Origin of the sequence: Flavihumibacter petaseus NBRC 106054, assembly GCF_000974785.1 — a bacterium.
GTDB classification, from domain to species: domain Bacteria; phylum Bacteroidota; class Bacteroidia; order Chitinophagales; family Chitinophagaceae; genus Flavihumibacter; species Flavihumibacter petaseus.
In genome coordinates, this window is record NZ_BBWV01000003.1 from 30,950 (window position 1) to 55,883 (window position 24,934).

The window sequence follows — 24,934 nt, forward strand, 5'->3', positions numbered from 1 at the left end:
AAATAGTGCCCGTTTTTCCCGGACCATTACGGGGAATATATGTTACCTTCGGTTACCTCTTTTTCTGAAAGGGAGTACCTACATATTCTGATAGCCAAGGCACCTGATGCCTTCCTGTTCCGTCTCTTTTTGTGGTCCCTTACGCTGTTGCCTCCCAGGTACGAGGGGGGATGCTGTTATTTTATTGAAAGTTATGAAAACCGAAAGTGTTCCTTTTTTACCTCATTCGTTGCTGATGGAATTCAGCATCGATGGAATGGTAGCCATCAATACTGAAAATATTGTTGTTGCCTGGAATACTGCAGCAGCGCGCCTGCTTGGCGCTTCCCAAGACCAGGCTGTAGGCTTCATGCTTTTCCAGGTATTGCCGGGCATTAAAAATGACAGCGATCTGATGATTGCCCTGCAGCATTCGCGGTCTGGCCTGAAAAGTTTCCTTGCCCCCGATCCTGGATTGCAGCACAGGCGCCACGTAGAAATTCATATTATACCGCTTCAGGCAGATGGTGTTTTCCTGGGCACTATGTTATTGATACATGACGTGGCACACCGGCTGGTAAAGGAACAGGAACTGCAACGTGTCAATGCAGCACTGGAGGACCGGCTCCGGCAACTGCACCTTGCCGGAAAGGAAGTAGCACAGCTGACCCATCTTGCAACACATGATATCAGGGGGCCGATCCGCGACATCTATACCCTCATGGAAGGCTTGATGCGCCAGGAAGCTTCTGCCATGAGCAATTACGGAAAAGCATCCTTCCGGCGGATACAGTCTTCCCTGAACCGGATGAGCCTGTTGATAGACGACATTGTGGCACTTTCCCAGATCACGATCGCGGATGTACCGGAGCGCTGTGTTAACCTGGAAGAACTGGTTGCTGCATTGGCGGAACAGTTTAACCGGAAGCTGCAGGAAACTGGTACATTGCTTACTACGGGAGACCTGTTGCCCATCCGGGCACACGAAAAACAGCTGGAGTTGTTATTGCAGCAACTCCTGCGCAACATGATTCACTTTTCAGCAAGGAGTTCACCACATATCCATATAGAAACAAAAATGATGGCACCCCCCCGGCAGCTTGACGGTACGGAACGGCAGGGCGAAGTGCGGCTTTCCATTACCCACAACAGTACTGCATTCAGTGATGTAGAGCAAGTCAATTCATTTCAGGCAGAACAGCCCGTTAACGGACCGGCCATTGCCCTGACGATTGCCGGAAAGATCATGACGCTGCACAAGGGGGCACTGCACCTGGAAAGGATCGCCGGAAATAAAATGATCGTTCATTGTTTTTTTCCGGTTTAAAGCGATAACAGTGAAAAAGATAATTATTGTTGATGACGACGACGCGATAAGAGACTCTGCCCATCTTATACTTGAGCAGCAGGGTTGCCTGGTTACAATCTATCCTGATGCGGCAGCGATTCTGCGTGGCCAGTTTAACGTTCCGGATATATTCCTGATCGACAAACAATTGCCGGGAGTAGACGGGGTAAGCCTTTGCGAACACCTGAAAAAACAGGAAAGGACACAGGATGTACCGGTGATCATTATGTCTGCAAGTCCGCACGTAGAGCAACTTGCCATCGATGCAGGCGCTGCAGCATTCATTGAAAAACCCTATAGTATCAAAACTTTGCGGGAAGCTGTCAGTAAATACATGAAAACGTAATCACGATCGTAGTGCCGAGTCCCGGATCGCTGTTCACCGCAAAAGTAGCGCCATGTGCTTTAAGGATCTGTTTCACATTACACATGCCTCTTCCGAGCCCGGAGGATTTGGTGGTAAAATTGGGATCACCCATGTGGACAAGCGTGTTCGCGTCCATGCCCCTGCCATTATCTTTCACCACCAGTTTGATGGTGCTTTCTGATGGGAAAGCAGCCACCCAGATCACACTGCCCGAATCCTGTTTGGCTTCAATGGCATTGGTGAAAAGATTGGTCAGCACAAGCTTAAACTGTTCACCGGAACCATTGATCATAAGGTCACTGGCGTAATGCCGGAACACAGTTATTTTGTTCAGATCAAGCCTGTCCTTGATCTGCAGCAGGCAGTCGTCGATCAAGGCACTGATATTTACCGGCGCAAAACTTTCCGGTGCAGGCGTTTCAGCCTGCAAAATCTCTTTCAGCAGTTCCTCGATCTTTTTGACATTTCTTTTGATGATGTCAAAATAGGAGGGATTCTGATCGTCCCTGCCGGGAGCTCCTGATAACATCTGTGTTGCCAGGTCAATGGCCTGGAGTGGATTCCTGATCTCGTGAACGATCACTTTGATCTGTTCATCAACCGGTATCGGCTGTTGTTGTGTTGCGTTCATTATTCCTTTTTAGATGGTAAAGGCTTCAGCGTTGCTGTGAAGTCAGGATAGTGGAATTCCGGAAAGCATCCTCAGATACTTGTCCATCGAATCATCATTGGAAATGCTGGAAGAAATAATAGCAGGGGTGGTTCTAAGGTAGGACAACTTGTTTATAAATAGTGAAAAATTTAAAACAATTTTATCTTTCCACAACTGGCACAAAAACAGCATTCTGGCATGATGGTTAACCACGAATAGACACCCAATGATCAAAGAAAAATCCGCACAGCACTGGTCAGTCATCCTGGTAATGGGGCTGCTTACCGCGATTGGCCCGTTGTCGATCGACATGTACCTGCCTGCTTTCCCAGAAATTGCTGCCGATCTGCGCACAACTGTTGCTGAAATATCTTTATCCCTGTCCAGTTTTTTTATCGGCATTTCAGCAGGACAATTACTGTATGGTCCGCTGCTCGAACGATACGGGAGAAAGCGGCCGCTTTATGCAGGACTGTGCCTGTATTTCCTGGCAGCCAGCGGTTGTGCCCTTTCCAGGTCTCCGGAAATGCTGATCTGGTTCCGTTTTTTCCAGGCTATCGGCGGTTGTGTTGGTATGGTTGCTGCCAGGGCGATGGTACGCGATTTATTTTCCGTAAAGGACAATGCACGGATCTTTTCTCTGCTCGTGCTGGTGGTATCTGTTTCGCCCATCCTTGCACCGGCATTCGGCGGTTTTATCACAACAGCACTGGGATGGCGATATGTATTCGTTGCCCTCATTGTTGTGGTGTTGCTTATCCTGGCGGGTACTTATTTTATCCTGCCGGAGAGCAAAGCGCCTGACCCCGCTTTTTCGCTGGCACCGGTCCCGATCCTGCGGCATTTTACGGCTATCCTGAAAGATCCGCAGTTTCAGGTCTATGCCGTTGCGGGTTCAGTCTCCTACGGAGGACTTTATGCGTATGTGAGCGGATCACCCTATGTGTTCATGATACTGCATGGTGTGAACCGGCAGCAGTTCGGCTGGATCTTTGCCATCATTGCAGCAGGACTGATCAGCGCCAGCCAGGCCAATAATCTGGCGTTACGGAAATTCTCCAATGAACAGGTGATCCGGTTTGCCTCATTATCCCAGACGGTAATCGGCCTGCTGATGGTTTTAAGCGTTGTTCTGGCCTGGGACAATCTTTACCTGGTGATGGTCCTCATTTTCTTTTTCCTGGCCTGCCAGGGCTTCATTTTCCCGAATGCGACGGCACTGGCGCTTGCGCCGATGGGCAACCAGGCGGGAAATGCTTCGGCGCTGATCGGCACGATCCAGATGTCGATCGGTGCCAGCGCATCCGCCCTGGTTAGCGTGCTCGAACATCAATCGGCCCTGCCGATGACTGCCGTGATGTGCAGTTGCGCCCTTGTTGCATTTATCATTTTCAGTTCCGGCCAGCGGCGCGCATCGCGCCGTGCTGCCAAAGAACTGGTGCTGCAGGAGGAAGTGGAAACCATCACTGATTTTTAGATGCAGTATTTTCTTTTTTTCGCTCCTCCCTGCGCTTTTCGCGTTCCTCTCGTTTTTCTTTACGCCGTTCTTTCCGGAGTTCTTTTTTCGATTTCTTTTTATCGTCGGGGGCGTTATTTTCTTTCCGATCCTTATCAAAGATTTCCTGCAGGAAAGTTTTCTTCTCATCCTGCTTACCCACCGAATTGATATTAACGCTATTTTCAAGCGATGGGTAAAGTGCTTCAATGAACGCATTCCTCAGTAGTTGTCCCACGATCACCCAGGCATTGACATCAGGATCTTTGATATTGCCTTCAAATTTTGCTCTCGTAGCAATCTGGTCTTCTTTCTTGTTGTTCAATACCCACGCCACACCTTCCACGATTGATTCCCACACCAGCTTTGCAGGATTCTCTTTGTCCTCTTTCCAGTTCACTACTTTCAGGTCTTTGATCACCGGTTTGGTATAACCGCTGATCCGTCCGTCTTTTGCTGCCGCCTCAGTGTACAGGCTGATCGTTCCTTTTTCCACATCAAAATTGCCGTAGGCTTTCAGGAAATCATTCAACTTCACCAGCGATAGTGTGGTCATGCGGGTATTCAGGTCAAATGTGGGCTGCTTTGCCAGCGCATTCATTTTCATGTTGACGGTAACTTTCCCGTCGTAAACGTCGGCAGTGGCGGTGACAGGGGAGGGAAGGGCATCTTTATCCCTTTTGGCGTTTGACAGGTTGCGGGCGGAGATCTCAATATGCTGCGCCAGGACATCCACCTTCGGGCTGCTGTGGAAATCGCGGTAGTGCACTTCGCCGTTGTTTACCTGGAAATGGTTCAGTTTAAATGGCATCAGTTTGTCCACCACGTCTGTCCAGTCTTTATCAATATCGGTTTGCGAAGTGGCTTCCGTCGGCCCTTTCACGAAATTCAGTTTGGGCCGGTCAGCTTCAATTTCCGCTACAATTTTCCCATTAAAAAGCGCCCGCCATTCGATGGATATATCTATTTCATGTGCGCTGAAAAAAGGAACCGGGATCTTGCCGGATTTTTTGTCGAGGCGGATGGAATCAATGGTATAGGCACCCCTGAACAGCGCTACGTCAATATCTTCCACGTGACCGGTGTAGCCATCAATACGGGTAAGCTGGCGGTTTACATAACGTAAGAGGATCCCGGGCAAAAGGATGCGCAGCACAACGAGACCGATGAGTAAAATCCCCAGTGAGATATAGACAACTTTCCTGGTTTTTGTCAAAGCCATTTACCCCGGGCTATGCCAATGTCATGCCCGGGTATCCAGCTTTGCCTTAAAAAAGTCAATGGTCCGCTGCCACGCCAGCGCTGCAGCGTCTTTGTCGAACCGCGGCGTCGTGTCGTTGTGAAAACCATGATTGGCATTGGGATACATATAGGCTGTATATTCCTTATGACTGGCTTTCAGGGCCGCTTCATAGGCCGGCCATCCTTCATTCACGCGGGTGTCAAGTGCTGCATAATGAAGTAATAGCGGAGCTTTGATCTGCGGCACATCTGATGCGGGCGGCTGACCGCCATAAAAGGGAACTGCCGCAGCCAGGTCGGGAATGCGGACGGCCATCATGTTAGCAATCCATCCCCCGAAACAGAATCCCACCACGCCGACTTTGCCGTTGCAATATTCCTGGTGCCTGAGGTTGTCTGCTGCGGCGATAAAATCTTCCAGCATTTCATTGCGGTCGCGTTTCGACTGCAGTTCCCGTCCTGCATCGTCGTTCCCGGGATAGCCGCCCAATGGGCTCAGTGCATCAGGTGCGAGGCTGATGAACCCAGCCAGTGCAGCCCTCCTGGCGACATCGGCAATATGCGGGTTGAGTCCGCGATTTTCATGCACTACCACAATACCGCCGAGTTTCTTTTTGTTTCCCGCAGGCATGCACAGCAATGCCTTTATTGAACCGCCGCCTTTTGGTGATTCATAGCTGATTGTACGTTCATCCACCCTCGGATCACCTGAATGCACCTGGATGGCATCCTTGTAATCGGGCATGAGAAAACTCATCAGTGCCGGCAGGGTAATTCCACCCACGGCATACAGCGAAAGCTTCTGAGCAAAATCACGCCGCGTAATACGGTCATGGGCATAGTCGTCATAGAGGTCGAATACCTCCTGGCTCAGGTCTTCTTTTTTAAGCGACTGCATACTGAAGATTTTATCGGGAAATAATTGTCCCTAAATCTACCGAAAGTTTTTATGGACTACCTTTAAAGACTTACTGCAGGCAAACTGATGAAGAAGACATCGGACGACAAATCAAACCTTTCCTTACAACAGCAGGGAGAAATGCTGCTGGCATTAAGTGATGATATCACAAGGATCAGGGATAAAAATGACCTGATCACCCTTTTTAAGAAACGCATCAAGGGTATTTTTTACTTTACCCACACGATCGTTACCCTGATCGACTACAAGGACGAAACCTACACGCCTTTTCTGCTCGATAACGACGGATCTCCTATCCGAAACCATACCCGTTACAAGGAAATGGTTCATGCTCATTTTTCGCTCAATGAACCTTTTATCCAGGCTGTACTGAAGTCAGAGGGACCCATTTCGTTTTTCCTGGCAGACATCATGGACCAACCGCTGAGTCCGCCTTTTCTGCGCGTCAATTATGAAAAGGGCGTACGGGAGATCCTGATGACCTGCCTGATGAAGGAGGGAAGGCCCATGGGATTTGTGCACATCTATACGGATAAGCCAGATAGTTTTACCCCGGCGTTCCGCAGCATGATCAAAGCCATGGCGCCGCAGTTGTCAAGTGCTGTATCCAACATTATCAAGAATGAGGAATTGCAGAATAAGGAGGGGGAGAAATCTTTTCTCCTGGAATTCAGCAACAATATTGCAGCTGTCAGAACCAAAGAAGACCTGGCGCTGACGGTTCGGGCTGCTTTAGGCAAGCTGCGTCCCCGGAACGGTTTTGTGATCAGGAGGATCAATGAGGACAATGCAACGATGAGCCCGTATGTATATGAACTTACCAATAAACCCGATCCGAAGATCCTGAGGGCGCTGGAGAATTCAGCATATCCCATCAGTGATGGTTTGCAGGACAGGGTACTCAACAGCAATATCCCGATGTTGTTCAATGTTGACCGCGAGATCAGCCGCGGGATACGGTCCGCCTATCTCCAATATTGGAAAACATTGGGATTCACTGATATTGTCGGTATCCGTCTCCGCAACGGGGAAACGAACCTTGGCATTCTATTTCTTGATATTGACGAGATCAATATTCCTTTGTTACAGGGCGTCTGCTCGCAAATCTCGATTGCCATGGCCAATATCATGGCCAATGACATGGTGACCAGAAAGCAGGATGAACAGGCCTTCCTGCTGGATTTCAGCAGTGATATCACCCAGGCAAGAACCAGGCAGGACCTGCAGGATGCTATTTTCAAAGTGCTGGACAGGACCATTCATACCAAACTTGCCATGTTGCGGGTGATAGATGATGATGGCATTCACCTTTCACCTTACATGTATGACAGTTCTCTTTTTGCCAATACACCGGAACATTTTGAGAAAATGGTGCATGGGGAAGTGACTGTTCATCAACCGCACACGGCGCAGGTACTTGCCAGCAGTGACGGCGTAATGTTCAATATTGAAGAAGAGCTGAAAAGCGGGAGTGATTATGCGAAACTCTGGAGCTCAACCGGGTTGAAAAATGTATATGGACTCCCGCTGCGGGTGGGAGATAAAAATATCGGGACGATCTGGTTGCTTGCCAACCGGTTGAGCCAGCTGATCCTGAAAGGCATTTGCGCGCAGATCGCAGTGGCCATTTCGAATATACAGGCCAATGAAAAACTGCTCGCCTACAAAAAACAGCTGGAAGTAGAAAACGACTACCTGAAGGAACAGATCAAAACGATCTACAATTTTTCCGAGATTATCGGCAATGGCGAAGAAATGCAGAAGGTTTACCGGCTCATGTCGCTCGTGGCGGATTCCACCTCCACCGTACTGGTGCTGGGAGAAACGGGAACAGGAAAGGAGCTGATCGCAAGGGCCATCCACAACGCTTCGCCCAGGAAGGATAAACTGATGGTGAAAGTCAATTGTGCTGCAATGCCTGCTAACCTGATTGAGAGTGAACTATTCGGGCATGAACGAGGCGCATTTACCGGCGCTATAGAACGGCGGATCGGTAAGTTTGAACTGGCCAATAACAGTTCCATATTCCTGGATGAGATCGGGGAGCTTCCCCTGGAAGCGCAGGCAAAATTATTGCGGGTGATCCAGGAGCGTGAGCTGGAACGGCTGGGCGGAAAACAGCTGATCAAACTGAATGTGCGGCTGATCGCTGCAACCAACCGCAACCTTGAAGAAGAAGTCAGGGCCGGACGATTCCGCGCTGACCTGTATTTCCGGCTCAATGTATTTCCGATCTTACTGCCACCCTTACGCGATCGTGCGGCGGATATTGAACCGCTCACCCAGTTCTTTGTACAGAAGTACAGCAGAAATGCGGGACGCAAGATCAAAAAAGTGACACCGCGGCTGCTGCAGCAATTGCGCAGCTATACCTGGCCGGGAAATGTAAGGGAGCTGGAACACCTTGTCGAACGCAGTATCCTGCTGGCTACGGATGGTATTCTCGATGAAGTTTATATTCCGCCATCAACAGACGCTTCCCGTCAGAATGCAGCGATCTTACTGAACCGTTCCCTCGATGAAGTGGAAAGGGATTATATCATCGAAACGCTAAAACGGTGTGCGGGAAAGATCTCCGGTACCGGCAGTGCAGCCGAAGTATTGAAAGTTCCCGGTAACACCCTGCATTCTAAAATGAAAAAACTGGGGATCGAAAAGCGGGATTATGTCGTCTGACATTGTTTCTTCCCGGATTGTCACTTTATTTCGTGAGGCTTGCCGTGATTTCACGAAATAAAGTGAGTAATCTATAGTGCATTTCCGGGAACGCGATTGACAATCAGGCAATTGGTGTTTTGGCATTGGGTTGGTCTTACAGGGACCAAACAACATCATCGCAAAACATCAGTTATGAAAATCGTAGTCATCGGCGGTTCCGGCCTCATCGGAACAAAAGTAGTGGCCCGCCTCCGCCAGGAAGGTCACCAGGTTATCGCTGCTTCTCCTGCTACCGGCATCAACACCCTTACGGGCGAGGGGCTGGCGGAGGCTTTGCAGAACACTGACATCGTGATCGACCTTGCCAATTCTCCTTCTTTTGAAGACAAGGCGGTTATGGAGTTTTTCCAGACGTCAGGGCGTAACCTGCTGGCCGCAGAGATCAATGCCGGTGTTAAACACCATCTTGCTTTGTCCATCGTTGGCGTGGATATCATGCAGAACCTTGGGTACATGCGGGCTAAGAAAGCACAGGAAGATCTCATCGTGCAATCCGGGGTGCCCTATACCATTATCCGCAGCACCCAGTTTTTCGAATTCCTGGCAGGGATTGCCAACCAGGCTACGGAAGGCAATACCGTTCACCTGTCAGACGTGAGTTTCCAGCCCATTGCAGCTGAAGATGTAGCTGCTTTTGTTACAGGGTTTGCATTGGGCACACCGCTCAATGGCAGGGTGGAGATCGCCGGTCCGGAAAGGTTTGAACTTTTTGATGTGGTAGCCCGTTATCTCCGGCATACAAATGATCCGCGGAAGGTGGAACCCAACGGAAAACCGGAATATTTCGGCGGCGGCATATCGCACACTTCACTGGTGCCTGCCGGTGAGGCATCATTGGGTGCACTGAATTTTGAATCGTGGTGGAGCAGGCAGGCTCAGCCCGTTGCGTAGGTATTACTGCTAAAGATGATCTGCCACCTGGTGAAACGAAGACGACGGGTGACAGTTTGCCGAGGCGGTTGTAACGGGAGTGCACTTTCCACCTGTTCGTGCACGAGGGTATCCCCACGCCGGCGTATGATCCTTACGAAAACCGGTCAACAACACGGCAAGTCAGCAGTTTGCAGATCATTTCTACCACATTGTGTTCTTCTTCTCTAATCCTCAAACATAACATTATGAAACCTTTTTTTATTAGTCCGTCAGCGACTCATACAGTACTTCAGGCAACCGGAACTGAAGTGCATTACGAACCGGCGGAACACGACATTACCGAGGGTGGTGAATATCTCGACGATGCTATCCGCATGATCGAGCAACCACTCGAATACATTTTTACCGTCACTGATTTTCAAAATGAATAATTATATCGGTAGCATTTGCCACCCAGGTTCCATGGGCGGCAAAAGCAACGGTTACCAAAATTTCAAAGGCCGCCTGGAAAAACAAGCCTTCCTGGAGCATTATCGGGCTTGATGACCAGATGGTGCCCGCCAACCTCGTTAAAGTGGTGGACATCATTCTCGAAGCGACCCAGGCCCTGTACAACTGATCGGTTTATTACCTCCAACTTTTCTGTTATGAACGAATTCATCATCCTGATCCACCGTGATATGATCAGCGAACATGCCAGTCCCTCTCAACGGCAGATTGAAGATGCTTTCAAACCGTACGTGGAATGGGTCGACGATATCGCTGCAGAAGGCAAACTTATATATCCGCCCAAGAACTGGGATTCAGGCGGACGGGTCATCAGCAGGCCTGATATTGTACGGGAGGGTCCCTATGCTGAAAGTACAATGTCGCTGAGCTGGTTTTTTCTCATCAAGGCCAGGGACTACGACGAAGCTGTTGCCATCGCGAGCGGTTGCCCGATTATCCAATATGGCGCAGTGGTTGAAGTGCGCATGGCGGTTTAAAAGCTACAAAGAGGGTGCTGCTTTTTTTTGAAAAGAGGCAATTTGTAAAACTGAGCGAAATGAGCCACCAGACTGCATTTCAAAAACTTAGGCATTTATAAACGGAAATTGCATGAATACCGGACACCCCTCCGGAAGCCGACCCGGGAAAAATCCTGATCAGGGCCCAGGTATCTGCCACCGGAAACCCGTTTATCAATGAATTATTTTATGCGGATACAACGCATACGTTCGTGAAACATAGACTGGTGGCTCATTTCGCTCAGTTTTACAAAATGGTTTATTTTGAAAGAGAGGATAGTTCTTTCCCAACCCCTACCTACGCTGAAGCTTCGGTAGGCAAGACCAAACCCCAGACCTCAAACCTCAAACCTTTTTCACCTGTTGTCACCCACGTTCACATCCTCATTTTCCACCCGGCACCAGGATATACCCTGCTACCTGCATGGACTATGCGATTTTATTTCTACATTCGAAAACGCCCGCCCCTTTGTAAAACGCTCAACTTTTGTTTACGGTGTTTCAAGTCATCAACCCAAACCTATAAAGCAATAATTATGGCAACATCGAAAACGATCGTACTGATCCATGGCAATTTTGTGAACAACAAAAGCTGGGCAGCCTGGAAGTCACATTATGAGCAGAAAGGCTATACCGTTCACACCCCGGCTAATCCCGGGCACGATGGTGATCCTGCGGCACTTCGTCAGAACGTGCACCCGGATCTTGTAAAAACCGGTTTTGTAGATGTCGTTAATAATCTTGTCCGACTGATCGACAGCCTTCCTGAGAAACCGCTGATCATCGGCCACTCCATGGCGGGGATGGCTTCCATGAAATTGCTGGAATTGGGAAAAGCCTCAGCCGCTGTAAGCATTGACGGTGCCCCGCCCAAAAATGTATTTCCACCCTTTACAACTTTGAAGGCAGTGCTGCCAGCGTTCGGATTCCTGTCTGGCAAACCTTTTTTCATGGGCAGCCGGGCCTGGTACGACAAATGTTTTTTCAATACCCTTCCCGAACAGGAGCGGGGCCCTGCATTTGACCGCTTCGCTGTTCCGGAAAGTTATAAAGTTAGCCGTGAACTGGTGCTCAATAGCTTTTCCAATATTGATTTCAATAAGCCGCACGCGCCCCTTCTGTTCATCGGCGGTGGCAGCGACAATATCTTTCCACCATCCCTCACCAAAACACTTGCCGGTAAATATGCTGATCCTGGCAGCCGGGTCGACCTGAAGGTCTTTGAAGGGAAAAGCCATTTCATCTGCGGGGAGCCGGGTTGGGAAAAAGTGGCGGACTTTATTCTCGACTGGTACGAAAAATTATAAATAAATTTCACGGTAAGGGTGGCGTTTCCTGCCACCCATGGCTGTCCATCAATGGTAGTTGCCTCATCAACAACCGTTTTATGGAGGGCTGCAATCTTATCTTGCTGCGATTCCTGTTCAGCGCTACCATGGCGGTGCATGCTCTTCCGGTATATTCCATCCTGTTCTGAACAGGAAGCTCTGGCTAATATTTCCAGGCCGTTTCATTTTTTTCCTCATAGTCGGTGAATGCTTTTTCCAGACCGGAGATCACTTCTGCTGAAGTTTCAAAAAGCGCTTTGGCTTTCGGGTCATCCAGCTTTTGAATATCCCTGCGCAGGTGATCGACCAGCAGACGGAATTCTTTTTTGACATTTGCCGTATGAACCATGGGATCACGGGATGTTTCGTTTTCCATAACAACGGTTTTATAGACAAACCATGCAAGAAATATACCCCAGGCATGCCATTCGCAGGTACCTGCACATGAATCAAGTATGTCGCAAATGATGCAACAGAAAGGAACGGCCTGGATCGGTACCAGCAATATAGTCGTGCCGGGAAACAAGAACACGTTTCCCCCGGCTTTCCAGGCGAAGAGCCGCCTCCATTACTACAGTTCCCTGTTCAACAGCGTGGAAGTGAACAGTACTTTTTATAAAACGCCGTTGCCTTCCACCACCCGGAAATGGGCAGATGATGTCGGGGAAAATTTCAGCTTCACGATCAAGCTCAGTAAAGCCATTACCCATAGTAAGGAGCTGGAAGGCGATTTTGGTTTACTGGAACCCTTTATGACCGCTGCTGCGGGGCTGGGGGAAAAAAAGGGTTCCCTGCTGATCCAGTTCCCGGGAAAAATCACCCTGGACTATTTTGACCAGGTAGAATCCATCCTGTACGAAGTGGAAGAAAACGATCCCGATGGCGCCTGGCGGAAGGCCGTGGAGTTCCGTCACGACAGGTGGTACACGGGCGAAACGATTGAGTTGCTGAACCACTTCAATGCAACCATGGTGTTGCAGGATATTCCGAAGTCTTCCAATATGAATGCAGTGGAAACAATCTCCCGCCTGAAGGCTGGTTTTGTTTACCTGCGTTTCCATGGTCCGAACGGCGATTACCGCGACAGTTACACCAACCTGTTCCTCGAAGAGAAAGCAGCATTGATCGCCCGGTGGCTGGCAGCCGGGAAAGATGTGTTCGCTTATTTCAACAATACGATCGGAAATGCGTTCGACAATGCGCGGCAATTGCGGACTATGGTTGATGGTGGTCCGGCTGAAAATTTATGACAAGGGTTCCGGTTTGGGAGGATTGCCTGCGGGCCTGGACTTATCATCCGGCAGGGGTACAAATTCGTGGTTATCATTCGGGGGCAGGATGATGCGGCCCTGTTTCCAATCCTCCTTTGCCTGTTCTATGCGCTCCCGGCGGGATGACACGAAATTCCACCAGATAAATCTTTCTCCCAGCGGCTCGCCCCCCAGCATCATCAGTGTAGCCGGTTCTTTAGCGATCAGCAGCGGATCCACCCCTTTGGTGAATACCAGCATCTTGCCGGCTTCATACGTAATGCCGGCTACTTCAACACTTCCTTTAACGATATACAATCCTCTTTCTGAGTGTTCTTTCGGGAGTCCGAATACCGCACCCGCCCCGAGGTTGACATGCAGGTAAAATAAGGGGGAATTTGTCTGCACACTGCTTTTTAAGCCATAGGCATCGCCTGCGATGAGGCGCATCCACACACCCTTGTCGGTAAACACGGGAAGTTGTTCTGGTTTGTAATTGTTAAAGGAAGGGGCGGCTTCTTCATCCTTTTCCGGTAAGGCGACCCAGGTCTGGATCATTTCGAGACCGCCTGACAGCGCGGCGGGGTCTTCAAATCTTTCCGAATGGGCAATGCCCCTGCCGGCAGTCATCCAGTTTACTTCTCCCGGCCGGATCACCTGTTCAACACCAAGGCTGTCACGGTGCGTGACCCTGCCGCCGAACAGATAACTTACAGTAGAGAGACCTATATGGGGATGCGGCAAAACATCAAGTGCAGAAGGGGTGACGGGCAGATCCGAGATCGGCCCTGCATGGTCCATGAAAATAAAAGGGCCTACCATCCTGCGCAAACGGAAAGGAAGGATGCGTTTGACCGTGATGGCGGCACTTAAGGCTGCGCTCCGGGCTTCAATTACAAGGTCGAGCATGGGCAGGTTATTTAGCTGTCGCTGCATCGAAAATACGAGCCAAAATCATAATTTTGTTGCCATTTTCAGCGCCTTCATGTCCAGAGCCGCCATATCCTGCATTGTACCCTTCTTCATCGTCAGGAATGTTCCTGTTGCGCTGGAATTTTACCGCGACCGGCTTGGGTTCGAGGTGACTTTCCAGGGACCTTCAGATGATGATATTTTCTTTGGCATCGTTGAACGCGGTGGTGCCGCGCGACATTAAGCAGGGCATTGCAAGATGGGATGCTTACCTGCACACGCCTGACCCGGATGCGCTCGCTGCTGAATTTGCTTCTCGCAATGTGCCGTTCTTTATCGTTGTAATGTTTAGTGAATTGATTAATCGGCGGAGGCGTCGACATTGTCAAATGTCTCCCGTTCTTTTTTATTAATACTGTAGCGCAGGGAAATCATCGGTCCGTAATAGACATCGAACTGGGTGCCGTTGGTACGCAGTTGCATCTGACCGATCATACCAGCCAGGAAATGAAGGTTATGGTTGATGCCCGCACTGTAATAGACGGATAGGCGGAAAATGTCAAAATGCTCCTCTGCATAGTCTTTGTCGGCAAACTTCAGCATCAGTTCTGTATAGTAGGAGATGTTCGGTGCTTTGAAGATCGGTTTGCTGCTGTGCTGCCGCAGGTAATGGTTGACCCCGAACCTTGCCCTGAGCCGGGGAACCGCCTGGTGAACGCCTTCCCTGTCGTCAAAGAATTTGGTTTCAAACCTTACCTGCTGAAACATGCTTCCCTTAGGCAGGTTTTGGGCAATGGATCCCATCACGATGATCCGCCTTTCCAGTGTTTCATAATTACCAGCTTCCTTGATCTCATATTTTTTGTTGTGGGCATAACCGAGCCAGAGTTTGAGATTTCTGAAACCCGAATACATGATCCAGGGGCGGATAACCGTCCGCTGCGCATAGGCAAAAGGATTCTGATCCACGTATGTGCCCTGGGTTACCAGCTGGAAATCCACCTGGCCGTGCAAATGCCATTTTTCATAAAGCGGAAAGGCAATATCAGTCTCAGAGATAGAGGCGGGAATGAATCCCATCGTATAGGGTGGGGGCGCAGCGGATTGTGCGCGGAGTGTCTGGTTGAAGCACACCGACAGGAGTGCCGGTAAACCCAGCAGCCACACATTAAAAGGTCTGGTCATTGGTTAAGAATCATCCCTGCCAGTCAGCAGGAATGGATAATGACAATTCCCGCCACGCCTTCCCGCCACTTTCGCCGTAAAAAATTCGGCCGTTGTCTACTTCTTCTTATCGGGAGTGCCACCATGTAAAAAATGATAAAAACTACTACAGGCTGATATTGTTTTGGTACTTACATTCATTACGTATTAAAAATAAATCTGTTGAAGCCGGTAAAGCAGTTGTTCGGGGCATTGCCAATGGTGATCTGCCTGGTCTTGATGCCAATGTTGCTGTTGGCACAGAAAGACTCGGTCATCTTCAAAAATGGCAACACCATTGTTGGTGAAATGAAATCACTGAATAATGGTGTACTGACCATGGAAACCAGCTTTTCGAAAAATGACTTTACTATCAAATGGTCCGAGATCCGCTCGGTATTTTCGGATACGAGGTTTCTGATCACGCTGGCTGATGGCAGGCGGATCAATGGGAATCTGAAAAGCAGGCCTGACAGCGGCAGGGTTGTGACGGCAGATCCTGGCAGGACGGACATAGAAGTGGCGCTGGAAGATATTGTTTTCATCAAGGGCTTGAAATCAGATTTCTGGAGCCGCGCCAAGGCGAGCATTGATGTGGGAATGAGCCTTACCAAAGCCAATAACCTGCGGCAATTCTCGGTGCGCAGTGCCGTCGGTTACCTGGCTGACCGCTGGCAGCTGGATGCGAACTTTAATACACTTTTTTCCAAACAGGATAGCGTGGAGGATACCAAACGAACGGATGCTGCCATCAACTATAAATATTTTCTGCAGCACGACTGGTACCTGGGAGCATCGCTGAGTTTCCTTTCCAATACAGAACAGGCGCTTCGGTTAAGGACCACCGGTAAAATCGGCGGTGGCAAGCTGTTGAAACATACCAATAAATCTTACTGGGGTGTTGGCGGCGGCCTGTCCGTGAACAATGAAAGCTTTACCAATGAAACTCCCGCCCGCAACAGCCTGGAAGCTTATGCCGGAACAGAGTTGAATCTATTTGATATCGGTGATCTCAGCCTGCTGTCAAGTTGGTACGTATATCCCTCTTTAACTGAATCCGGCAGATGGCGTTCCGATTTCTCTTTCGATGCGAAATATGAATTCTGGAAGGATTTCTACTTCCGCGCCGGAACAACGGTCAACTATGATAACCAGCCGGCGGTGGCAGGAAAAGAAACTGATTTCGTATTTCAGTTCACCGTGGGATGGTCGTTATAGAAAGTCAGTTCGCTTTCCGCTTTTTGTTCATCACGTTCTCCAGGTTATTCAGCTTGTTATTCCAGAACCGGTCAAAATAGCTGATCCATTTTTTGAGATCGTCGAAGCCCTGATGATTCAGTTCGCAGAAACGTTCCCTGCCGGATTCCCTTATCGTGACGAAACCAGCAGTTTCCAGGATTTTTATATGCTTGGAAACTGCGGGTCTGCTCATGTCGAAGTTTTCGGACAGGCCGTTGATGTTCTGACTTCCTTTTGTCAGCAGATGCAGGATTTGCCGCCTGCTTGGATCAGCGATCACCTGGAAGACGTCAAGATCGGGGATGGGCATGAAGAAAGTTTGAAGTTTGAAGTTTGAGGTTTGAAGTTTGAGGTTTGAAGTTTGAGGTTTGAAGGTTGGCTTTGCCTGCCGTACTTGACTGCTGAAGCTTTAGCGCAAGCAGTAGCTTTAGCGTAGGCAGGAGTTCAGGTTCACCCCGGCTGTGTTTCAAAGATGATGCGGTTGTTCGCGACACATTCTTTATACCAGCTTAGCCAATGATCAGGGTTCTGTTGCAGGATAAACTGCAGTGCCGTTTCCCTGCGGGCGGGCAATAGTTCCCGTTGGGCAAGTGGAAGATTGTTGATCAACGCTGCAAGGCTCAGGTCAGTACAGTAGGCCGGGCTTCCCGGTTGCTGCCGCCAGGAGGCTCCAAGTGACCCGGCATCAAATGCGTCAAAGCCGCTGTTGTTGACCAGCCTCATTGCTTTTTGTTTTTGACCAGCGTCATCTCCTGAGACCGGCAGGGCAATGCGGCTGGCGGAACCATTGGGCCGTCCGGCTTTAACGAGCGATCCGGCCAGAATGCTGTTGTATGCTTTTACCACGCGATGCGATAGCTGTTGCGATACCCATATGCTTTCCGGCAGGCCGTCCTCAACCGCATCGACGCGACCATCACGAATAGGATAATAGTTGGTGGTGTCAATGATTACTGTTGCTGGTGAAATCATTCCGTCCAACGCGGAAGCCAGATTTGGAATCTCCAGGAAAGGGATGGAGACAACGAGCACATCAACGCCTATGGTTACATCAATTAAAGTGACTGCCGCTGCACCAGTTAGTGCTGTCACTTCCATTAGCCTGGCCTGGTTACGCGCGTTGGCGACTTTCACGTTATGTCCCGCCCGGATATATTGTGCAGCCAGTGTTGCGCCAATCTGTCCGGCGCCGATGATACCGATCTTCATAACATTATTTTACCGGGCTTGACAATGAAAAGGTTTTCCCGATATGATACAGCCATCCTTCCGTCATGCGGGCAAAGAGTTCATGATTTTCCTGCGTAAAGCCGGAATGATGAAGTTTTAGCCGGGTGCCCGTGCCTTCAGGAATAAGGGTCCACGCACAAAGGGTGTCCATGGTAAAGATGCCATTGCCGGGACCTCCTTTCCAGCTGTAGGACAGGCTTTCAAAGGGTTTTATATGAAGTACCCTGCAATAGAAGATGCCATCCATATCCAGTTCCGGGATTGGTGCCGTATGGAACCGGAATTCGTGTCCGGCTACTGCTTTGAAGTCGTTTGGCATCAACCACTGGGTGATCAGTTCGGCCTGTGTCAGGTATTCCCACACTTCCCTGGGCTGCTGCTTGTACAACCATTCATGTTGAATTGTAAACATAACAGGTAACTTTTAAGTTACAAATATAAGCGTAACTTTTAAGTTACCTAAAATAGTTCGACTATTTTTTAGCTCCCGCCATCCATCGCTGTACTTTGTGGCTGTATACCGGGAATGATATTTACAGAATCCGTAAAACTACGGATGCGCCAGGTGGAAACTACCGGTAATTTTAAGTTTGGCCGCTGCTGATTATGCAAAACTTTCCCTGCCTGCATCCTATCAGTAAGCCATCATCCTGTATGAATTCAACAAAAAAAGTATACTTCCTGGTAATTGCCTTTATTGCCGTCATTGTTTTACTGTGGTATAGTCGTTCCGGAAAAATCCTCACGATCACAGGCTTCGGCAACCAGGGCGATTCAGTAATCATTTCACAGGTAGACTGGCGTGAGTCGCGGCTTGGATTCGAATGCGACAGGGGCGTAATGGGAGGATGCTTTCTTCAGGGGGAAACAGATCTCCTGCCCTGGCCGGCTGAACCGCGTATCAGGCTGAGACTGATCAATGGAAGCAATATTTTACTGGATACCAGCCTCGAAATCCCGGCCCGCAATCAGTTGCCGGTGATTTCCTTCGACGGACCCCTGCAGCCGGGCATGGAACGATCCTTTTTTCTTGGCGACGGCAGGGATTGATCTTTAGCTTTCACTGTTGCCTTTTCCCGCTTGTATTTTCATCGCTGCGCGATGAGTTTTTCACGCAGGGCACGCAATGGAGCAAAGGCGCAGTGAAGTGCGAAGACTTGATGTGCCGATCGGTTGTAACATGCTGTTGTCCGGAGAAAAAAACACAGCCGGCCTTCGGCCGGAAGATCGCAGGGAGGATGCCCCGGGCCAGTCCAGCTAAACTCCTACACTTCAATTACACCGGGTACAGATTTTTATTCTTCCACCCAAACCACCTGCCATGGACCTCTCTATCTTATGGGGCAGCGGAGAACATCTTAGTCCCCTGCAAATGGGCTTTCGTGCCTTCATCGCCTTTTTCGTTGCACTGGCCTGCATCCGGCTCGGCGGCATGCGGATCCTCGGGAAGAAAACTGCCTTCGATTCCATCGTCGCCATCATGCTGGGCGCCATCCTCGCAAGAGGTGTGGTCGGCGCTTCGCCTTTTATTGCCACGGTCACGGCAGCTGTCGTGCTGGTGGTCATCCATCGCGTACTCGCCCTGCTGGCCATGAAACATGCCTGGATCGGGAAAATCGTAAAGGGAGAACATATGTCACTTTACCGCGACGGACAAATGAATGAACGCAACATGTGGAAATCAGCCATCAGCAAAGATGACCTCCACGAAAGTGTACGCCTTGAACTGAACAGCGAATCCTTTGAGGAAGTGAAAGAGATCACGATCGAAAAAAACGGACATGTCAGCGTTACAAAAAAATAATTGTGTAGTTTCTCCGGCAATTTTGCGGAATATTATCCGCAGCAGGATTTTTGTGAAGTATAACCGTGCTGATTTTTCCTTTCGATTTCGGTATGATCCCCGGAACAAAAGGCGAAGATGGTGACCCGCTGGATGCACTCGTGATCTCGGAACACAAAACCTTCCCTGGTTGCAGAGTGCGTTGCCGGCTGATCGGCCTGCTGCAGGCAATGCAGACGGAAAAGACCAGGACCATCCGTAACGACCGCTATTTTTTTATTCCCGAAAATTCACTTGTTTACCGGCAGGTGAGGGACATTTCTGATCTTCCTGGCGAACTCGTTGAACAGCTGATTTTTTTCTTTGTGGCCTACAACAAAGTGGAAGGGAAGAAATTTCAGCCGGAAAAGGTAATCCGCCTCAAAAAAGCCTCCTTGCTGCTCTCCCGGGGTAAGAACTAAAGTTGCAACAATTCATTCGGCGCTTTTGCCAGTCTGACCAGCATTATCGCCTTTCCGGAACAGGAAGCCCGTTTTCCGGTATTGATTGGTTTACCTTTCCGGAAATAAACCTTCCATGGATAATCAGACACCACCTTCACCGGATAAGATCATGCAGATCGGATCAGGTTTCTGGCCCGCTAAAATTCTGCTCACTGCTGTTGAATTTGAGTTGTTCACCCATCTTGCCCGCGAAGGGAAAATGCCGGCGAAAGCCATCAGGGCCCTCCTCAGTTTGAAATGTACCGACAGGCACCTGTATGATTTTCTCGATGCGCTGCATGTACTGGGCTTTTTACAACGGGATGGCTTCTGGGATGCTGCACAATATTCCAACAGCCCGGATGCTGAAGCTTTTCTTGATAAGCAGAAACCGACCTATATGGGGGGTATCCTGGAAATGTTCAACAACCGCCTGTATGGTTTCTGGCACAAGCTGGGCGAGGGACTAAAAACGGGGCTTGCCCAGAATGAAGTGGCTGGTGGTGAAGATCCGCTCTTTGTAACCTTATACAAGGATCCTGAAAGATTACAGGGTTTTGTCAGCGCCATGACCGGAATTCAGATCGGTAATTTTATGGCACTTGCGGAGAAATTTGATTTCTCTCCCTATAAAACCTTCCTGGATGCCGGTGGATCTGCCGGGGTGCTCTCCATCATGGTGGCAAAACATAACCCGGATATGACATGCACCACCCTGGACATGCAACAGGTTGAAGATATTGCCGTTAAGACCATTGACAAGTTTGGCGCGGCAAACAAAGTGAAGGCGGTGAGCGGTGATTTCTTCAGCGAACCGTTGCCAAAAGCCGACGTGATCGCCATGGGCAATATCCTGCATGACTGGAACGAAGAAAATAAACTGCTACTACTCCGGAAAGCTTATGATGCACTTCCCGAAGGCGGCGCATTCATCGCCATAGAAGCGGTGATCGACAACGACAGGAAACAAAACCTGTTCGGCCTGATGATGAGCCTGAATATGCTGATTGAAACAGCAGACGGTTTCGACTATACTTTCGCGGACTTTGACAAATGGGCAAAACAGACCGGTTTTAAAAAGACAGCCCTGCTTCCCCTTACCGGCCCATCGAGTGCGGCCATTGCTTATAAATAAGCTTACTTCGGTCAGGCATAGCGCGGTGCAAAGGCGGTGTACCGGCAGGTATTTTTTTCACCGCAAAGTGCAGGCCCATCATCCCCAGGCTGATGATGTTAACCTGCAGGAGGCGTTGCTGGCCTGGTGTGAATCATTGACCGGCGTTCCGTTTCCCGGAGAATAGCCGGCGGATACAGGTAACTTTGTCACAACAGATCTTATGGGTGATGCAGATGCCAGATCAATTCTTCACCGTTACTGCAAAAAACTCGCTGCAGCAGGCGTTGATATTCCCCGCCAACCGGATGAGGAGACGATTCACCAGTTCCGTGTGAATATTAAAAAACTCCATGCCTTTCTCAGGATGCTGCGCGATGGCAGTGTAAATAAACCACCCCTGCAATTGCCCAAACGGTTGAAGAAAATGTACCGCCAGGTTGGTGAAATACGCGACCGGCAACTTTGCCTGAAACGATTGAAGATGATCTTCCTTCCGTCCGATGATGTTAAAGACACCATTTCTGCATTGGAAAAGAAAATCAGGGACCTCCTGAAGGAAAAGTCCGTTTGGTTGCATAAACAGGAATTTATCGCGCTGGAACAACAGCTGGCAACTATCCTCGCTGAATCGGACGTTGCTTCTCCTGAAACTTTACCAACTCCTTTTGCGCTCGAAAAGGATGTTTATTTCCGGCTGAAAAAACGAAATATTGAAGAAGTGCTGCTCGCGGGAAATTTCAAAGACGATGAACTGCATACCATCCGGAAAAACCTTAAGGATATGCTTTACCTCTCCAAACTGTATAAGGACGATCTGAAAACTCCCGTTCCCGGAGAATGGAGCGACGACCACGTAAAATTTGTAGAGAGATTGACCGACGTATTGGGTGCCTTCAATGATACCAGAACGGCATCGGCAATTCTACGGCATGAACAGTCATTGAGTGATCCTCCGGGTGGCGATGGACTCCGGCGTCTATTGCATTATATGAGCGGCGAGAAATGCCGCCTGAAAAAAAAGGCATTGCTTCAGTTCCGTAAATTACAGGCTTAATTTTCCCGGTAATTCTTTTGCAAAGGAAGGAGCATTCCGGAGCTGGTTCCCTGCAAATACCACCACCCACAACATAAATACGGCAATATTGATTCTTTCCCAGGTGCCGATCATTGGCGTCGGTCCGTTTACAGCGATGTTTGGCGCTTCTGTAAAAGTCAGTGCCCCGAATATGACATGCAGTGTTATGGCAATAATGGTAAAGCTGCAAAACCGCCCTTTTATGGCTGCAGCAGCAAGGATCATAAAAAGCCACATGAAGAGGTTGGTAGCGATCGCCCAACAAATATGCAGTGTATCTGTGAGGGATGGCATATTGCCCCGCATATGCATGGGTGGCCAGTATAGGTTAAAAATGGCGTAAACGATCACCAGGGAACCCGTTATCCGCAACAGCCGGTTTCCTTCTGGCATCATCAACACACCCCATCCGAAAGCGGCAAACAATAGTGGATAAGGAAGCGCCAGTAGCACCCACAGGATCCTGGTAGGCGCATGAATGGCCGACAATTCACTGACAGTAAGGCCTGCAAAACTGTAACCATCGTAATACAGCGGAACAAAGCAGTTGATTGCAACATACCAGAGCGAAGAGAATATACCGCACCAGAGCAATACCCGCTGTGAACCCGCACTCGGAAAACGCGAAATGAAAAGTGGTACACTGGCTATGGCCCCCAGCAAAACAGGGAGGCCCCACATCGCATGCAGCCAGTGCAATTCCTGCAGGATAACGATCTCTGCAATGAACCAGATGATCCACCCGCCCAGCGAGGTTGCCACCAGTAGCCAGGCGAAGTACCACCTGCGAAGCACTGCAATAAAAGCAAACACCCCCAGCAGACCCAGGTCGAGTAAAATAACCCCGGGAAGCAGGAAGCTGTCGAAATAGCCACGCATCAACGCAACAGGCATGTCCATATAGCGCCCGTCAGGCGCGGCGATCAGCAAAACACCACCTGCCAGAGAACCCAACGCCTCATAGGCGAGAACCAGTAGCAGCAAAGCGCGCGGCCATTTTGCCGGAATAACTGTTTTTGGTGTCACGGTAACAAGTTAACACAGGAAACAACCATGATCAATGACTGCCGGCACGCAGATAAATGACTTTAATCAGCAGACTGTCTAGGTAGCATTTGCCACACCTCTGAAAAACTGGATGCCGCCAAAAACGATAGCGCCCCAGAAAATAAACCCGATATCGGCAGCGGTGGCCACAATGCCACCAACGCACCAGAGTGCACCATAGAGCATGTCTTTTTTCGTCTGATCCTTCACAGCAGCCTTTGTCTGAACCAACGTTTCTTCCACGACCTGTACGGCTGATGTTTCATCGAGTCCCTGCGCTACGAGGGCATTTTTAGTTTCCATTGCGGAAAGTTTCTGATTGATCAGCAGGTGCGCAGCATATGAATAGGAGGACTGCAGGCTTTCGCCCTGGGTAACGGTAGGGTTTGATTCCATTGGTTAAGGTTTTGGGGTTTAGAAATCTGCTTTAATGATAGTAAGAATTAATTGGTTGTGCAAGAGGGGGTATAATGGTTTGAGGTTTGGGGTTTGAAGTTTGGGGTTGCGTTGACTGCTGATGTTTAAGCGCAGGCAGGCTCTGCGTGAAAATGAACCCACCTGGCCCGCTGAACAAAACAACTTCGGCCTTCTGAACAAACCCTCCGGCTTTGGCGCTTTTTAGCTTTGTGTCATCAAACACGATCAATCATGACACAGCACAATTACCAGGGAGCCCTTCAACACCCACTTCGCACAGGTTTCGACGCAACATCCACTGCTGATGACGTCATCAGCGGCATTGACCTTTCCGGCAGGACCGCCATCGTCACCGGGGGAAATACCGGCATAGGCCTTGAAACTGCCAGGTCACTTGCGGTTGCCGGCGCCACCGTGATCGTTCCTGCACGCGATGTACAGAAGGCAGCAAAAAACCTTGAAGGCATTCCCAATATCGAAATTGAGGCGATCGATATGATGGATCCCTGGTCGATCGAGGGATTTACAACAAAATTCCTCTCCTCACAGCGCCCGCTTCATCTCCTGATCAACAATGCAGGTATCATGTGGGTACCGTTTCGCCACGACCGGCGAGGAATTGAATCACAACTTGCCACCAATTTTATAGGGCAGTTTCACCTCACTGCTAAACTCTGGCCTGCCCTCAGGATGGCAAATGGCGCCCGCGTAGTGAATGTCTCCTCGCTTGGCCATCATTTATCCCCATTCAATTTTGAAGATCCGAATTTTGAATATCGTTCCTATGAAACCCTTATCGCCTACGGTCAATCAAAAACAGCCAGCAATCTTTTCGCCCTCGAACTTGACAATCGTGCAAAAAAGCATCATGTAAGGGCCTATTCTGTTCATCCCGGCTCTATTGGCGGTACTGAACTCGCCCGCGAAGCGCCACCGGAACTTTTCCATCAAATGGGATTTCTCGATGAAGAGGGCAGCCTCCGTGCGGATGTGCTTGCTGCATTAAAGAACATCCCCCAGGGTGCGGCCACTACAGTCTGGGCTGCAACCAGCCCGGCCCTGGATCAAATCGGCGGTGTGTATTGCGAAGATGGTGATATTGCGGAACTGATCCCCGACGATTCAAATATGCCCACGAAGGCAAGGATCCACGAAAATGGCGTGATGGAATATTCCCTCGATGAGAAAGCAGCCAAACGGCTATGGCGGTTTGCCGAAACAATGACCGGCATGAGGTTCGACATCCAATAG

General features: G+C 49.6%; 28 protein-coding genes. 17 read left to right on the forward strand and 11 right to left on the reverse strand.

What is annotated here, in order from left to right; translation table 11 throughout:
• Positions 1–193: 193 nt before the first annotated feature.
• Together FPE01S_RS15450 and FPE01S_RS15455 are read left to right on the forward strand one after the other, a co-directional pair.
• Entirely contained in the window at positions 194–1,306 is a 1,113-nt protein-coding gene (locus FPE01S_RS15450; protein WP_046369981.1) for a PAS domain-containing protein, read from the forward strand.
• Between the two features lie 10 nt (positions 1,307–1,316).
• Positions 1,317–1,673 (forward strand): response regulator, encoded by a 357-nt coding sequence (locus tag FPE01S_RS15455; RefSeq protein WP_052955878.1) that lies wholly within the window; start codon positions 1,317–1,319, stop codon positions 1,671–1,673.
• Here the strand turns inward: FPE01S_RS15455 and FPE01S_RS15460 are convergent.
• Complete coding sequence (locus FPE01S_RS15460; RefSeq protein ID WP_046369983.1) at positions 1,651–2,325, reverse strand: sensor histidine kinase; 675 nt, start codon at positions 2,323–2,325, stop codon at positions 1,651–1,653. The two genes, FPE01S_RS15455 and FPE01S_RS15460, sit on opposite strands and share 23 nt — an antisense overlap.
• A gap of 247 nt (positions 2,326–2,572) precedes the next feature.
• Between FPE01S_RS15460 and FPE01S_RS15465 the strand changes: the two genes are divergently transcribed.
• Positions 2,573–3,823, forward strand: a complete 1,251-nt coding sequence (locus FPE01S_RS15465) for a multidrug effflux MFS transporter (RefSeq protein WP_046369984.1) — start codon at positions 2,573–2,575, stop codon at positions 3,821–3,823.
• Here FPE01S_RS15465 and FPE01S_RS15470 read toward each other — a convergent pair.
• Complete coding sequence (locus tag FPE01S_RS15470; RefSeq protein ID WP_046369985.1) at positions 3,810–5,063, reverse strand: DUF748 domain-containing protein; 1,254 nt, start codon at positions 5,061–5,063, stop codon at positions 3,810–3,812. The genes FPE01S_RS15465 and FPE01S_RS15470 overlap by 14 nt on opposite strands.
• A 21-nt stretch (positions 5,064–5,084) precedes the next feature.
• Positions 5,085–5,981, reverse strand: a complete 897-nt coding sequence (locus tag FPE01S_RS15475; RefSeq protein ID WP_046369986.1) for a dienelactone hydrolase family protein — start codon at positions 5,979–5,981, stop codon at positions 5,085–5,087.
• An 87-nt stretch (positions 5,982–6,068) separates the two neighbouring features.
• On the opposite strand from FPE01S_RS15475, the gene FPE01S_RS25685 reads away from it, so the two are divergent.
• The 5 genes from FPE01S_RS25685 to FPE01S_RS15500 all read left to right on the forward strand — a co-directional run bounded on the left by FPE01S_RS25685 (position 6,069) and on the right by FPE01S_RS15500 (position 11,907).
• The gene (locus tag FPE01S_RS25685; RefSeq protein ID WP_052955880.1) at positions 6,069–8,678 is read left to right on the forward strand and encodes a sigma-54-dependent Fis family transcriptional regulator; all 2,610 of its coding nucleotides are present in this window, start codon (positions 6,069–6,071) and stop codon (positions 8,676–8,678) included.
• 174 nt (positions 8,679–8,852) lie between these two features.
• Complete coding sequence (locus tag FPE01S_RS15485) at positions 8,853–9,611, forward strand: SDR family oxidoreductase (RefSeq protein WP_046369987.1); 759 nt, start codon at positions 8,853–8,855, stop codon at positions 9,609–9,611.
• Positions 9,612–9,838: 227 nt separating this feature from the next.
• On the forward strand, positions 9,839–10,024 hold the full coding sequence (locus tag FPE01S_RS15490; RefSeq protein ID WP_046369988.1) for a hypothetical protein: 186 nt from the start codon (positions 9,839–9,841) through the stop codon (positions 10,022–10,024).
• 216 nt (positions 10,025–10,240) lie between these two features.
• The gene (locus FPE01S_RS15495; RefSeq protein WP_046369989.1) at positions 10,241–10,579 is read left to right on the forward strand and encodes a YciI family protein; all 339 of its coding nucleotides are present in this window, start codon (positions 10,241–10,243) and stop codon (positions 10,577–10,579) included.
• Between the two features lie 557 nt (positions 10,580–11,136).
• Positions 11,137–11,907, forward strand: a complete 771-nt coding sequence (locus FPE01S_RS15500) for an alpha/beta hydrolase (RefSeq protein WP_046369990.1) — start codon at positions 11,137–11,139, stop codon at positions 11,905–11,907.
• A 184-nt stretch (positions 11,908–12,091) separates the two neighbouring features.
• On the opposite strand, the gene FPE01S_RS15505 is transcribed toward FPE01S_RS15500, so the two are convergent.
• Positions 12,092–12,304, reverse strand: a complete 213-nt coding sequence (locus tag FPE01S_RS15505) for a hypothetical protein (RefSeq protein ID WP_046369991.1) — start codon at positions 12,302–12,304, stop codon at positions 12,092–12,094.
• A gap of 88 nt (positions 12,305–12,392) precedes the next feature.
• Here FPE01S_RS15505 and FPE01S_RS15510 point away from each other — a divergent pair, with 88 nt between their 5' ends.
• Positions 12,393–13,178 carry a DUF72 domain-containing protein gene (locus tag FPE01S_RS15510; protein WP_052955881.1) on the forward strand — a complete coding sequence of 262 codons (786 nt, stop codon included), beginning with the start codon at positions 12,393–12,395 and terminating at the stop codon, positions 13,176–13,178.
• On the opposite strand, the gene FPE01S_RS15515 is transcribed toward FPE01S_RS15510, so the two are convergent.
• Positions 13,173–14,087, reverse strand: coding sequence for a pirin family protein (locus FPE01S_RS15515; RefSeq protein ID WP_046369992.1), 915 nt, complete (start codon positions 14,085–14,087; stop codon positions 13,173–13,175). The genes FPE01S_RS15510 and FPE01S_RS15515 overlap by 6 nt on opposite strands.
• Before the next feature lie 76 nt (positions 14,088–14,163).
• Between FPE01S_RS15515 and FPE01S_RS25920 the strand changes: the two genes are divergently transcribed.
• Complete coding sequence (locus FPE01S_RS25920) at positions 14,164–14,334, forward strand: VOC family protein (RefSeq protein ID WP_157474057.1); 171 nt, start codon at positions 14,164–14,166, stop codon at positions 14,332–14,334.
• Between the two features lie 116 nt (positions 14,335–14,450).
• Here FPE01S_RS25920 and FPE01S_RS15520 read toward each other — a convergent pair whose 3' ends face one another.
• On the reverse strand, positions 14,451–15,275 hold the full coding sequence (locus FPE01S_RS15520) for a DUF2490 domain-containing protein (RefSeq protein ID WP_083990290.1): 825 nt from the start codon (positions 15,273–15,275) through the stop codon (positions 14,451–14,453).
• 201 nt (positions 15,276–15,476) lie between these two features.
• Between FPE01S_RS15520 and FPE01S_RS15525 the strand changes: the two genes are divergently transcribed.
• Positions 15,477–16,511, forward strand: a complete 1,035-nt coding sequence (locus tag FPE01S_RS15525) for a DUF481 domain-containing protein (RefSeq protein WP_052955883.1) — start codon at positions 15,477–15,479, stop codon at positions 16,509–16,511.
• Positions 16,512–16,515: 4 nt separating this feature from the next.
• Here FPE01S_RS15525 and FPE01S_RS15530 read toward each other — a convergent pair whose 3' ends face one another.
• From FPE01S_RS15530 to FPE01S_RS15540, 3 genes are all read right to left on the reverse strand, one after another.
• On the reverse strand, positions 16,516–16,842 hold the full coding sequence (locus FPE01S_RS15530) for an ArsR/SmtB family transcription factor (RefSeq protein ID WP_046369993.1): 327 nt from the start codon (positions 16,840–16,842) through the stop codon (positions 16,516–16,518).
• A 140-nt stretch (positions 16,843–16,982) separates the two neighbouring features.
• The gene (locus FPE01S_RS15535; RefSeq protein ID WP_046369994.1) at positions 16,983–17,741 is read right to left on the reverse strand and encodes an NADPH-dependent F420 reductase; all 759 of its coding nucleotides are present in this window, start codon (positions 17,739–17,741) and stop codon (positions 16,983–16,985) included.
• A 4-nt stretch (positions 17,742–17,745) separates the two neighbouring features.
• On the reverse strand, positions 17,746–18,174 hold the full coding sequence (locus tag FPE01S_RS15540) for an SRPBCC family protein (RefSeq protein ID WP_046369995.1): 429 nt from the start codon (positions 18,172–18,174) through the stop codon (positions 17,746–17,748).
• Positions 18,175–18,416: 242 nt separating this feature from the next.
• Between FPE01S_RS15540 and FPE01S_RS15545 the strand changes: the two genes are divergently transcribed.
• From FPE01S_RS15545 to FPE01S_RS15565, 5 genes are all read left to right on the forward strand, one after another.
• Positions 18,417–18,812 carry a hypothetical protein gene (locus tag FPE01S_RS15545; protein WP_157474058.1) on the forward strand — a complete coding sequence of 132 codons (396 nt, stop codon included), beginning with the start codon at positions 18,417–18,419 and terminating at the stop codon, positions 18,810–18,812.
• 271 nt (positions 18,813–19,083) lie between these two features.
• Complete coding sequence (locus FPE01S_RS15550) at positions 19,084–19,566, forward strand: DUF421 domain-containing protein (RefSeq protein WP_046369997.1); 483 nt, start codon at positions 19,084–19,086, stop codon at positions 19,564–19,566.
• Between the two features lie 65 nt (positions 19,567–19,631).
• Complete coding sequence (locus tag FPE01S_RS15555) at positions 19,632–20,006, forward strand: inorganic diphosphatase (protein WP_052955885.1); 375 nt, start codon at positions 19,632–19,634, stop codon at positions 20,004–20,006.
• Positions 20,007–20,121: 115 nt separating this feature from the next.
• The gene (locus tag FPE01S_RS15560) at positions 20,122–21,162 is read left to right on the forward strand and encodes a methyltransferase (RefSeq protein ID WP_046369998.1); all 1,041 of its coding nucleotides are present in this window, start codon (positions 20,122–20,124) and stop codon (positions 21,160–21,162) included.
• A gap of 202 nt (positions 21,163–21,364) precedes the next feature.
• Entirely contained in the window at positions 21,365–22,198 is an 834-nt protein-coding gene (locus FPE01S_RS15565; RefSeq protein WP_046369999.1) for a CHAD domain-containing protein, read from the forward strand.
• Here the strand turns inward: FPE01S_RS15565 and FPE01S_RS24995 are convergent.
• Both FPE01S_RS24995 and FPE01S_RS15575 read right to left on the reverse strand, forming a co-directional pair.
• The gene (locus tag FPE01S_RS24995) at positions 22,187–23,245 is read right to left on the reverse strand and encodes a DUF998 domain-containing protein (RefSeq protein ID WP_052955887.1); all 1,059 of its coding nucleotides are present in this window, start codon (positions 23,243–23,245) and stop codon (positions 22,187–22,189) included. The two genes, FPE01S_RS15565 and FPE01S_RS24995, sit on opposite strands and share 12 nt — an antisense overlap.
• Positions 23,246–23,323: 78 nt before the next feature.
• A complete protein-coding gene (locus FPE01S_RS15575) occupies positions 23,324–23,662 on the reverse strand; it encodes a hypothetical protein (RefSeq protein WP_046370000.1) in 339 nt (112 codons plus the stop codon).
• 252 nt (positions 23,663–23,914) lie between these two features.
• On the opposite strand from FPE01S_RS15575, the gene FPE01S_RS15580 reads away from it, so the two are divergent.
• A complete protein-coding gene (locus tag FPE01S_RS15580; RefSeq protein WP_046370001.1) occupies positions 23,915–24,934 on the forward strand; it encodes an SDR family NAD(P)-dependent oxidoreductase in 1,020 nt (339 codons plus the stop codon).

Bases quoted from the DNA above. Each gene is read 5' to 3' on its own strand.
- FPE01S_RS15450 (WP_046369981.1), top strand. From the start codon at position 194: ATGAAAACCGAAAGTGTTCCTTTTTTACCTCATTCGTTGCTGATGGAA.
- FPE01S_RS15515 (WP_046369992.1), bottom strand. From the start codon at position 14,087: ATGCTCGACCTTGTAATTGAAGCCCGGAGCGCAGCCTTAAGTGCCGCC.
- FPE01S_RS25920 (WP_157474057.1), top strand. From the start codon at position 14,164: ATGTCCAGAGCCGCCATATCCTGCATTGTACCCTTCTTCATCGTCAGG.
- FPE01S_RS15490 (WP_046369988.1), top strand. From the start codon at position 9,839: ATGAAACCTTTTTTTATTAGTCCGTCAGCGACTCATACAGTACTTCAG.
- FPE01S_RS15485 (WP_046369987.1), top strand. From the start codon at position 8,853: ATGAAAATCGTAGTCATCGGCGGTTCCGGCCTCATCGGAACAAAAGTA.
- FPE01S_RS15520 (WP_083990290.1), bottom strand. From the start codon at position 15,275: ATGACCAGACCTTTTAATGTGTGGCTGCTGGGTTTACCGGCACTCCTG.
- FPE01S_RS15535 (WP_046369994.1), bottom strand. From the start codon at position 17,741: ATGAAGATCGGTATCATCGGCGCCGGACAGATTGGCGCAACACTGGCT.
- FPE01S_RS15545 (WP_157474058.1), top strand. From the start codon at position 18,417: ATGAATTCAACAAAAAAAGTATACTTCCTGGTAATTGCCTTTATTGCC.
- FPE01S_RS15465 (WP_046369984.1), top strand. From the start codon at position 2,573: ATGATCAAAGAAAAATCCGCACAGCACTGGTCAGTCATCCTGGTAATG.
- FPE01S_RS15510 (WP_052955881.1), top strand. From the start codon at position 12,393: ATGATGCAACAGAAAGGAACGGCCTGGATCGGTACCAGCAATATAGTC.
- FPE01S_RS15460 (WP_046369983.1), bottom strand. From the start codon at position 2,325: ATGAACGCAACACAACAACAGCCGATACCGGTTGATGAACAGATCAAA.
- FPE01S_RS15500 (WP_046369990.1), top strand. From the start codon at position 11,137: ATGGCAACATCGAAAACGATCGTACTGATCCATGGCAATTTTGTGAAC.
- FPE01S_RS15505 (WP_046369991.1), bottom strand. From the start codon at position 12,304: ATGGAAAACGAAACATCCCGTGATCCCATGGTTCATACGGCAAATGTC.
- FPE01S_RS15550 (WP_046369997.1), top strand. From the start codon at position 19,084: ATGGACCTCTCTATCTTATGGGGCAGCGGAGAACATCTTAGTCCCCTG.
- FPE01S_RS25685 (WP_052955880.1), top strand. From the start codon at position 6,069: ATGAAGAAGACATCGGACGACAAATCAAACCTTTCCTTACAACAGCAG.
- FPE01S_RS15575 (WP_046370000.1), bottom strand. From the start codon at position 23,662: ATGGAATCAAACCCTACCGTTACCCAGGGCGAAAGCCTGCAGTCCTCC.
- FPE01S_RS15495 (WP_046369989.1), top strand. From the start codon at position 10,241: ATGAACGAATTCATCATCCTGATCCACCGTGATATGATCAGCGAACAT.
- FPE01S_RS15540 (WP_046369995.1), bottom strand. From the start codon at position 18,174: ATGTTTACAATTCAACATGAATGGTTGTACAAGCAGCAGCCCAGGGAA.
- FPE01S_RS15565 (WP_046369999.1), top strand. From the start codon at position 21,365: ATGGGTGATGCAGATGCCAGATCAATTCTTCACCGTTACTGCAAAAAA.
- FPE01S_RS15530 (WP_046369993.1), bottom strand. From the start codon at position 16,842: ATGCCCATCCCCGATCTTGACGTCTTCCAGGTGATCGCTGATCCAAGC.
- FPE01S_RS15475 (WP_046369986.1), bottom strand. From the start codon at position 5,981: ATGCAGTCGCTTAAAAAAGAAGACCTGAGCCAGGAGGTATTCGACCTC.
- FPE01S_RS15470 (WP_046369985.1), bottom strand. From the start codon at position 5,063: ATGGCTTTGACAAAAACCAGGAAAGTTGTCTATATCTCACTGGGGATT.
- FPE01S_RS15560 (WP_046369998.1), top strand. From the start codon at position 20,122: ATGGATAATCAGACACCACCTTCACCGGATAAGATCATGCAGATCGGA.
- FPE01S_RS15580 (WP_046370001.1), top strand. From the start codon at position 23,915: ATGACACAGCACAATTACCAGGGAGCCCTTCAACACCCACTTCGCACA.